This is a genomic window from Kribbella turkmenica, assembly GCF_004348725.1.
GTDB classification, from domain to species: Bacteria; Actinomycetota; Actinomycetes; order Propionibacteriales; family Kribbellaceae; genus Kribbella; species Kribbella turkmenica.
Genome location: NZ_SMKR01000264.1, coordinates 1 through 6,564, shown reverse-complemented (window position 1 = coordinate 6,564; position 6,564 = coordinate 1). Strand labels below are relative to the sequence as shown.

The window sequence follows — 6,564 nt, the reverse complement described above, 5'->3', positions numbered from 1 at the left end:
CCCGACGGCGTACACGTACTGCCCGAACGTGGTCCGCTGCAGCAGGACGACGGCCAGCAGCGCCAAGCCGATCGTGATGAACACCGGCACCGTCAGCCCACCCCACGACGCCTGGCCGAGGGCGGCGAACGCCTTGTCCTCGACCAGGTATGTCGTCGCCCCCTCCCCGGACACGGCGAGCATGAGGCCGCGCATCCCGAGCAGTCCGGCCAGCGTCACGATGAACGGCGCCATCCGCGCCCGCGCGATCACCAGGCCCTGCAGCAACCCGATGGTTCCGCAGACCGCCAGCGGCAGCGCCAGTGCGACGAGGACGCCGTACCGGGAGCCGTACGCCGCCAGCACGCCGCCGAGCACGAACGACGAACCCACCGACAGGTCGATTCCGCCACTGATGATGACGAGCGTCATGCCGATCGCGATGATGGCGAGGAACGACGACGAGACGACGATGTTCGCCACGTTCTGCGGGGTCAGGAAGGAGTCGAACGTCAGCGCGCCGACCAGCACGGTCACCGTCAGGACGATGAGCGCGCCGTGGTTCTGCAACTGCCGGCCGAGCTGTTCACGGCGGATCGGACCGACCGCCTTCCGCGGCTCGGCGACCACCTGCTCGCTGGTGCTCACGGGTGCCTCCCTCGGGCTGCGTACACGGCGGCCAGGATGATGACCGCCTGCACCATCTGGGTCCATGACTGCGGCAGGTTGTGCTTGATCAAGGTTGCTGAGAGCAACTGCATCAGCAGGGCACCCATCACCGTGCCCAGCACCCGGACCTGACCGCCGGACAACGGCGTTCCGCCGACCACCACCGCGGTGATCGCGGACAGCTCCATCAGCAGGCCGAGCGACGTCGGGTCACTCGCCTGCAGGCGGGACGTGGCCAGGATCCCCGCGACCGCGGCGAGTGTGCCCGAGACCGCGTACACGCTCACCAGGATCCGTTTGACCGGGAGTCCGGACAGCTCGCTCGCGGCCCGGTTGCTGCCGACGGCCACGAGTTGCCGGCCGAAGACCGTCCGTCGCACGACGAACGCGACCACCGCGGTCAGCGCGGCGGCGATCGCGACCACCAGCGGCAGGCCGGCGACCGACGTGCTGCCCAGCCAGATCAGCGTCGGGTTGCGGAACTCCCTGAGCTGCGGGACCAGCACGTTCGCGACACCGCGGATTCCGACGAGCAGCGCGAGGGTCGCCACGATCGGCTGCACGCCGACGTACGCGACCAACGCGCCGCCACCGGTGCCGACCAGGGCGCCGGCGAGCAGTGCGACCACGATCGCCGGGCCGGCGCCGTACCCGAGGTAGAGCACGACGACCGCGGACGACAGTGCCATCACCGAGCCGACCGACAGATCCACACCCTCGGTGCCGATGACGAGTGCCATCCCGAGTGAGGTGATCACGATCGGAGCCACCTGGATGAGCTGGGTGCGGAAGTTCGCCGGCTCCAGGAAGTGCGGGGTGAACAGCACGTTGAACAGCAGGAGCACGAGTACGGCGAGATAGACGCCGTACTGCTGCAGCCAGGACAGCAGCCGCGCCTTGTCGATCACCGGCACCGCCGTCAGTTCAGTCATCGCCACCTCCGGCAGCGATCGCGGTGATGATCGCCGACTCGGTCACCTGTCCCCCGGCGAGCTCCCCGACGACGGCGCCGTCGCGGAGGACCACCACCCGGTCGGCGCCTTCGACCAGTTCCTCCAGGTCGGACGAGATCAGCAGCACGCCGAGCCCCTCGGCGGCGAGTTCCTCGATCAGCGCCTGCACCTCGGCCTTCGCGCCGACGTCGATCCCGCGGGTCGGCTCGTCCAGCAGCAGCACCTTCGGACCGGTCGCGAGCCAGCGCGCGAGCAGGACCTTCTGCTGGTTGCCACCGGACAGTTCGGAGACCTTCTGGTGCGGCGAGGTCACCTTGATCCGCAGCCGGCGGACGAAGGTGTCCACGATCCGATCGATCTTCGCCTCGGACACCACGCCCGCAGAGGACAGCCGCGGCAGCGCCGCCAGCGCGATGTTGTCGCGGACCGACAGTGCCGGCACGATCCCCTCCGCCTTGCGGTCCTCGGGCAGCAGGCTCACGCCCGCGCGGATCCGGGCCGCCGGAGTCGCCCGGCCGGCCTGCCGGCCCGCGACCAGCACCGTGCCGGCGTCGACCGGGAACGCCCCCGCGATCGCCTTGGCCGTCTCACTGCGACCGGCGCCGAGGAGACCGCCGAGGCCGACGACCTCCCCGGGCCGGACCGTCACCGAGACGTCGTTGAGCAGGTTCCGCCGGGACAGCCCCTTGGCCTCCACCAACGGGCCGCCGCGCACCTCGTGATCGCCCGAGAACGTCGTCGTACCGCGCTCCCGGACCTCCGCCACGTCCCGGCCGAGCATGACCGCGATCAGCTTCAGCCGGTCCAGCTCGGCCAGCGGTCCGGTATGGGCGAGCCTGCCGTCCCGCAGGACCGTCACCCGGTCGCAGATCCGGTAGAGCTCCTCCATTCGGTGACTCACGTAGACGACGGCCATGCCCTGCCCGCGCAGGCGGTCGATGACGCCGAACAGGGTGTCGACCTCACGCGGCTCGAGGGCCGACGTCGGCTCGTCCATGATGACTACCCGGGCCTCGGTCGACACCGCGCGGGCCAGCGCGACCATCTGCTGTGCGCCCATCCCGAGCGACCGCAGCGGCCGGCGTACGTCGACCCGGATGCCGTACTGCGACAGCGTCCGGGTCGCGGCGTCGTACAGGCCGGCCAGGTCGATGACGCCGAGCCGTGTGCGCGGCTCCCGGCCGAGCAGCAGGTTGTGCGCGACGCTGCGCTGCGGAACCAGGTTCACCTCCTGGTAGATCGTGGAGATGCCGGCCCGCTGCGCCTGCAGCGGGGTCGCGAACGCGACCTGCTTCCGCCCGAGCCGCAGCTCGCCGCGATCGGGCTGGTACACGCCGGTCAGCACCTTGATCAACGTCGACTTGCCGGCGCCGTTCTCGCCGACCAGCGCGTGCACCTCACCGGGTCCCAGCCGGAAGGACACGTCGTCGAGCGCGAGGACCCCGGGGAACGCCTTGCGGATCCCCCGGGCCTCGAGCAGGGGCGGAGCCGCCGCCATCAGTACGCTTGCCCCAGGCTCGACTGCGCGTTCTCCTTGGTGTACTCGCGGTCGCTGATCACCACGTTCGCCGGGATCTCCTGGCCACCGGCGAACTTCCGCGCGGTCTCGAACGCCAGCGGACCGAACCGCGGGTTCGACTCGACCACCGCGTGCAGCCAGCCGTCGACGATCGCCTGCACCGCGGCCCGGGTGCCGTCGATCGACACCATCTTCACGTCACCCGGCGACTTCCCGGCACCCTTGAGCGCGGTCACCGCACCGAGCGCCATCTCGTCGTTCTCGGCGTAGATGCCGTTGGTTCCCGGCCGGGACTGGATCAGCTGCTCGGTGACCTGCTGGCCCTTCTCCCGGGTGAACTCGCCGGTCTGCTCGAAGGTGATCCTGATTCCCGGCGCCTTCTCCGCGACCCGGTCCTTGAACCCCTTGGTCCGGTCCGTGGTCACGTTGTTGCCAGGCGCACCGAGCAGGATGGCCACCTCGCCCTTGCCGCCGAGCGCCGCGATCATCTGGTCGGCGGCCCGTCTGCCCTGCTCGTAGAAGTCCGAACCGATGAAGGTGAGGAAGTCGGTGCACGGCTCGGCGTTGATCTTGCGGTCGATGGTGACGATCGGGATCTTCTTCTGCTTCGCCTGCGCGAGCACCGGCTCCCAGCCGTCGGAGTTGAGCGGCGCGATCACCAGCAGCTTCGCGCCCTGCGCGATGAGCTGCTGGACGTCGGAGATCTGCTTGGAGAACTGCGACTGCGCGTTCGTCACCCGCAGGTTGCCGACGCCGAGCTTGCGCGCCTCGTCCTTGATCGACTTGGTCTCGGCGATCCGGAACGGGTTGGCCTCCTTCTCCGACTGGGAGAAGCCGACCATGTCCTTGGTCAGGTCGAACGGCTGCCCACCGAACTTCTCCAGCGTGCACGCCGGGCCGGCGGCCGACGGCGTGGACGCGACCTGCCGGCCGTCACCGGCGGCCGGCTCCGGCCCGGAGGCGGTGCTCTCACCCTTCGCGCACCCGGCGGCGGCGAGGACGGCGGCCAGGCTGAGGACAGCCAACGTACGGAAACTGGTCATGCGAATCGATGCCTTTCACTGGTTCCGAGAGAGCGCGGGCCCCGGGGGCGGCCGAGGCCCGCGCGACGGCTACTGCCCGGAGGCGTGCAGAGCGGCGACCTCGGTCGCGGACAGGGCCCGGTCGTACACGTGCACCTGGTCGACCGCGCCGCGCCAGAAGTCGACCGGGTTGCCGTCGAACTTCGCCCGGCCGATCAGGGTGTTCCCGCTGGAGCGATCACCGAGGCAGGACGTCGCCGTACCGGCTCGCTGACCGTCGACGTACAGCGTCAACGTTCCGGCGGCCGCGTCCCGTACGCCGACCAGGTGGTACCAGCGGCCGGTCTCCGGTGCCGTCGGGGCGAGCGCCCGGACGCCGGCGAAGCTGAACGCGAACCGGTTGTCGGCCCCGGAGTACTGCAGGAAGAACGCGCTGGTCCGGTCGCCGTCCTGGCTGACCGCGGTGGCGAATCCACCGAGGCTGTCCAGCTTCACCCAGGCGGCCGCGGTGTAGTTGCCGGTGGTGTCCAGTACGGCGGCGCCGGTGTCGACGTACTGATCGGATCCGTCGAACTGCAAGGCCGCGCCGGTCCGCCCCGTGGTCCAGGTCGGACCGTTCACCAGCGTGCCGTCGTGGTCGCCGGCCTCGTCGGTGGTCGTCGTACCGCTGCCCTCGTCGAGCGGCCAGTAGCCGACGCCGGTGAGTCCCGGCGTGCCCGGCGGCAGTGGTGGCGCGTCCGCACCGGTGCCGTCGACGGACCTGATGATGCGCTGGTTGATCTCCCGGACCTGGGCGAAGTCCATCTTCTCGACCGCACGGTCATAGGTGTAGAAGCCGTTCACCTCGTGCTCGACGTCGGTGACCTGGGTGTAGACCGCGCCGGAGAGCGCACACCGGTTGGCGACCGTGAGCAGGTCGGTCTGGTTCTCGACGTACCGCCGGGTGAGCGTGGTCTTGTCCGGCGTCATCTCGTACGCGTGCCCCTCGCCGAACCACATGTGGTCCTCGACCTCGAGCCCGAAACCGCCGTGCTCACCGTCGACCGCGACCCGGTCGGCCGTCGGCACCGGTGACGCCGGACCGACGTACTGGTGGAAGTCGATCATGTCGCCGCGACCGGAGTCGCCCTTGGAGGCGCAGCAGTTCACGCCGCTGTGGGCGTTCACGAGCCGGCTCGGGTCCTGTGCCTTCACTTCGTCGGCGATCCGGCCGGTGGCCGTGCGGTCCCACTCGCCCCAGCCTTCGTTGAACGGCACCCAGACCGTGATCGAGGTCCAACTGTCGTGCTCGGCGACCATTTCGTGCAACTGGCGCTCGAACTCCTGCTGGGCGTCCACCGGCGGGATGCCGCCGGTCCGCATCGACGGCATGTCCTGCCAGACCATCAGTCCGAGCCGGTCGGCCCAGTAGTACCAGCGGTCGGGCTCCACCTTGATGTGCTTGCGGATCGTGTTGAAACCCAGCCGCTTGTGCTCGGCGATGTCGAACCGCAGCGCCTCGTCCGTCGGCGCGGTCGAGATGCCGTCCGGCCAGTAGCCCTGGTCGAGGGTCGACAGGTTGAACAGGATCTTCCCGTTCAGCGTCAGGTAGAGCTTGCCGTCGGCCCCTTTCGTCTTGCCGACCTCCCGCATTCCGAAGTACGAGGAGACGCTGTCGACCGGCCGGCGTCCGTCGAGCAGCCGGACCTTGAGGTCGTACAGGTACGGCGAGTCCGGTGACCACAGCTTCGCGTTCGGCACGGGCAGCCGCAGCGCGGCTCCGGACGGGCCGGTGACCCGGCCGACCGGACGACTACCGGCGTACGCCGTCGCTTCCACGACCAGCCCTGCAGGCGCGACGGCGGTGACGGCCAGCGTGCCGGTGTCGACGTCGGGCGTGAGCTTCAGGCGTTCGATGTGCCGCGCCTGCACGGGTTCGAGCCAGACGGTCTGCCAGATGCCGGACGACGAGGTGTAGAAGATCCCGCGGTCCGGCACGTTGCGTTGCTTGCCGACCGGCTGCCAGGTGGCGTCCGTCCGGTCGGTCACCCCGACCACGATCTCCTGGGTCTTCCCGGACCGGAGCGCGTCGGTGATGTCGAAGCTGAAGGCGTCGTACCCGCCGCGGTGGGTGCCGACCTTGGCTCCGTTGACCCAGACGGTGGCGTCGTAGTCGACGGCGCCGAAGTTCAGCCGGAGCCGCTGGCCGGACGTCTCCCAGCTCGGCGGGACGGTGAAGGTCCGCCGGTACCACATGTGGTCCTCGCGGCGCTGGATGCCGGACAGCGCCGACTCGATCGGGTACGGAACGAGGACGCGTTCGGCGAGCGACCGGCCGATGGGCGGTGCCTCGCCGGCGGTGGCCCCCGCGAACTCCCAGACACCGTTGAGGTTCTGCCAACGGTTGCGGACCAGCTGCGGGCGCGGGTAGTCGGGCAGGGCG

At 70.0% G+C, this 6,564-nt stretch carries 5 protein-coding genes; all 5 read right to left on the bottom strand.

The window, feature by feature from the left end:
* Positions 1 to 627 (bottom strand): ABC transporter permease (locus E1218_RS34430; protein ID WP_233712664.1); only part of this gene is annotated, 627 nt, incomplete at its 3' end.
* Positions 624 to 1,580 (bottom strand): ABC transporter permease, encoded by a 957-nt coding sequence (locus E1218_RS34425; protein ID WP_132327229.1) that lies wholly within the window; start codon positions 1,578 to 1,580, stop codon positions 624 to 626. The genes E1218_RS34425 and E1218_RS34430, both read right to left, overlap by 4 nt.
* Positions 1,573 to 3,099, bottom strand: coding sequence for a sugar ABC transporter ATP-binding protein (locus tag E1218_RS34420; protein WP_132327228.1), 1,527 nt, complete (start codon positions 3,097 to 3,099; stop codon positions 1,573 to 1,575). The genes E1218_RS34425 and E1218_RS34420 overlap by 8 nt, the downstream gene beginning before the upstream one ends.
* Positions 3,099 to 4,163: an ABC transporter substrate-binding protein gene (locus E1218_RS34415; RefSeq protein ID WP_132327227.1), complete on the bottom strand. Its 1,065-nt coding sequence runs from the start codon at positions 4,161 to 4,163 to the stop codon at positions 3,099 to 3,101. The genes E1218_RS34420 and E1218_RS34415 overlap by 1 nt, the downstream gene beginning before the upstream one ends.
* Positions 4,164 to 4,232: 69 nt before the next feature.
* The coding region (locus E1218_RS34410; protein ID WP_132327226.1) for a LamG-like jellyroll fold domain-containing protein at positions 4,233 to 6,564 on the bottom strand (2,332 nt) is incomplete at its 5' end.